The organism is Pararhodobacter sp. (genome assembly GCF_036802785.1).
Classification (GTDB): Bacteria; Pseudomonadota; Alphaproteobacteria; order Rhodobacterales; family Rhodobacteraceae; genus Pararhodobacter.
Genome location: NZ_DAIRVN010000143.1, coordinates 1 through 2,561 on the forward strand (window position 1 = coordinate 1; position 2,561 = coordinate 2,561).

3 protein-coding genes are annotated in these 2,561 nt (G+C 67.5%); 1 reads left to right on the plus strand and 2 read right to left on the minus strand.

Annotated elements, in window-relative coordinates:
* A partial coding sequence (locus V7Q53_RS23300) for a GntP family permease (RefSeq protein WP_442954475.1) occupies positions 1 to 755 on the plus strand: 755 nt, incomplete at its 5' end.
* Positions 756 to 761: 6 nt separating this feature from the next.
* On the opposite strand, the gene V7Q53_RS23305 is transcribed toward V7Q53_RS23300, so the two are convergent.
* Positions 762 to 1,643 (minus strand): dimethyl sulfoxide reductase anchor subunit family protein, encoded by an 882-nt coding sequence (locus tag V7Q53_RS23305; protein ID WP_333831425.1) that lies wholly within the window; start codon positions 1,641 to 1,643, stop codon positions 762 to 764.
* Positions 1,643 to 2,407, minus strand: a complete 765-nt coding sequence (locus tag V7Q53_RS23310; RefSeq protein WP_333831426.1) for a 4Fe-4S dicluster domain-containing protein — start codon at positions 2,405 to 2,407, stop codon at positions 1,643 to 1,645. The genes V7Q53_RS23305 and V7Q53_RS23310 overlap by 1 nt, the downstream gene beginning before the upstream one ends.
* Positions 2,408 to 2,561: the final 154 nt, after the last annotated feature.

A 2,561-nucleotide genomic window follows, 5' to 3' on the forward strand; every position in this document is an offset into this window, starting at 1 on the left:
GCTATGGTGAGGGGGCGGCAGAGGTGGCGCGGGGGCGGCGCGGCGATGCGCCCTCGGTCCTTGTGGCCGGGGCGCCGCTGGTGCTGGTGCTGGCGCTGAACCTCATGTTCACCTTCGTGCTGATCCCGCGGATGGACACCGGCTATCTGGCACTGCCGCAGTTCGGCGCAACCGATGTCGGCGCGCTGCGCGGCGTCTGGTCGATCATCGCGGCGCTGACCCTTGCATCGCTGGCGCTGGTGGTGCTGAACCGCAAGCGTCTGGCAGACAGGCTGGCCGCCACGCTGGAGGAGGGCGCGCAGGATTCGCTCAAGCCGATCTTCAACACCGCCAGCCTTGTGGGCTTTGGCGCGGTCATTGCCTCGCTTTCGGCCTTTGGCCTGATCCGCGACTGGGTGGTGACGGTCGGCGGCGACAACCCGCTGATATCGCTCGCGATCGGTACCAGCCTGCTGGCGGGGATGACTGGCTCGGCATCCGGGGGGATGTCGATTGCGCTGTCCACGCTGGGGGCGACCTATCTGGCGATGGGCGAGGCGGCGGGCATCGCCCCGGCCCTGCTGCACCGGGTGACGGCTGTCGCCACCGGAAGCCTTGATGCGCTGCCCCATAACGGCGCGGTGATCACGCTGCTGACCATCTGCGGCCTCACCCACAAGGAGGCGTACCGGGATATCGCGGTGGTGGCCGTGATCATCCCGATCATCGCACTGGTAGTGCTGGTCACGCTGGGCAGCGTGTTCGGCAGTTTCTGAATCCGATCACGCCGCGCGTCTGCCGTAGTAAAGGCCCACCACATGCTCGGCCTCGGCAAAGAACAGCCAGCGCGCCGCCATCATGCCTGCCAGATGCGAGAGCGCGGCCAGAACCCTTGCCGCCAGTATCTCCGGCGCGGCCCAGAGGATCAGCGAGGGCAGCACCACGGCCAGCACCAGCGCGATCCCCCGCAGCCTGAGCGCGTGTTTGCGACCGACCACATAGACCATCTCGCGCAGCAGATAGTTGGGGCCGGTATGCGGCGGCTCCAGCTGGCGCACCGCGCCGCGCGCGCCAAGGCCGGTGGCGGTGCCGATGGTGCTGCCTGAGGCCCGCAGGCGGCTGTCCCCGATCAGCCAATAGGCCACCATCACCAGCGCCAGCGCCGCCAGCAACACCTGCGCCAGACGCGGCGCGCCGATCAGAAGCGCACCACCCGCCAGAGAGGCCGTCAGGAACAGCAGCGGCGTCAGCCAGTGGTTCCAGCGCGGCACGGTTTTGAGCTGCGCATAGATCATCGCGGTGGCCAGCACCGTCTGCAGGCAAAGGAACGCGCCCAGAATGCCGAAACCGCTGAGCGGCGTTGCAAAGAACACCAGCCCCGCGGCATGCGGCGCCATGAACAAAAGCGCGGCGGTAGACAGAACCGCCTCACGCGAGAGCCAGCTGGTGCGCCACTGGGTAAAGGCCTTGAGCGCGCGTTCCGGGTGGCCAAGGTGAAAGGCCGACAGGCTGAGGCCCGCGACCGACAGGCCGTACCCCAGCGCGAACCACGCAAACGCCGCCCAGCCCGTGGCCTGCACCAGCCCCAGCCCCAGAAAGCAGAGCAGGCCAAAGCCAAGGCCTGAGAGCACGGTGAAAAGGATGATGGAAGGGGCGGGATGCATCAGAGCTTTCCAAGTGTGCGGTCGATCCAGCCCAGAAAGCCGGGCAGACCGTCGGTGGCGGGGTCAGAGGGGGCGGGCGTGCAGAGTTGGGCCAGTTGCGCGGGCGGCTCCATCAGCTGATCGCGCGGGCGGGGCGGCAGGTATTTGTTGACCGGCCTTGTGCCCTGTTCCGGCATCAGGTCCATCCCGCCGCGCGCGGCCACCAGTTGCGACACGGCGCTGTCAGGATCACCCAGATCGCCGAAATGGCGCGCCCCGGCGGGGCAGGTGCGCACGCAGGCGGGTTCGCGGTCAATCTCGGGCAGGTTTTCGTTGTAGATGCGGTCAACGCAGAGCGTGCATTTCTTCATCACCCCGGCCTGCGCATCCATTTCGCGCGCACCATATGGGCAGGCCCAGGCGCAGAGGCCGCAGCCGATGCAATCGCTCTCATTCACCAGAACGATGCCATCCTCGGTGCGCTTGTAGCTGGCGCCGGTGGGGCAGACGGTGACGCAGGGCGCATCCTCGCAATGCAGGCAGGATTTGGGGAAATGCACTACCATCGGCGTGCCGGACGGTGGCGTGACCTCATAGCTGTGCACGCGGTTGAGGAAGCTGCCCTCGGGCTCGGCGCCGTAAGCGTCCATGTCCGAGAGGGGCGCACCGTAATTCTCGGTGTTCCAGCCCTTGCAGGCGATGACGCAGGCGTGGCAGCCCACACAGGTGTCAAGGTCAATGACAAGGCCCAGCTTGCGGTCCGTGGTGGCGGGCAGGGCGGTCATGGGCGCGCCTGCCCGATGGGCGCGCGTGGGGTGCGGAAAAAGAGCGTATTTGTGGCAAGATGAAACATGGCTCAGTTCCCGGTTTTCTGCGCGATATGGGCCGGGCCGCGCCCGACGGGTGCCGGTTACGTCGCGGTGCTGGCCTCGGTCCCGG

What these genes read in the sequence shown, in the direction of transcription:
- V7Q53_RS23305 (WP_333831425.1), bottom strand. Translation starts at nt 1,643, where the DNA reads ATGCATCCCGCCCCTTCCATCATCCTTTTCACCGTGCTCTCAGGCCTT.
- V7Q53_RS23310 (WP_333831426.1), bottom strand. Translation starts at nt 2,407, where the DNA reads ATGACCGCCCTGCCCGCCACCACGGACCGCAAGCTGGGCCTTGTCATT.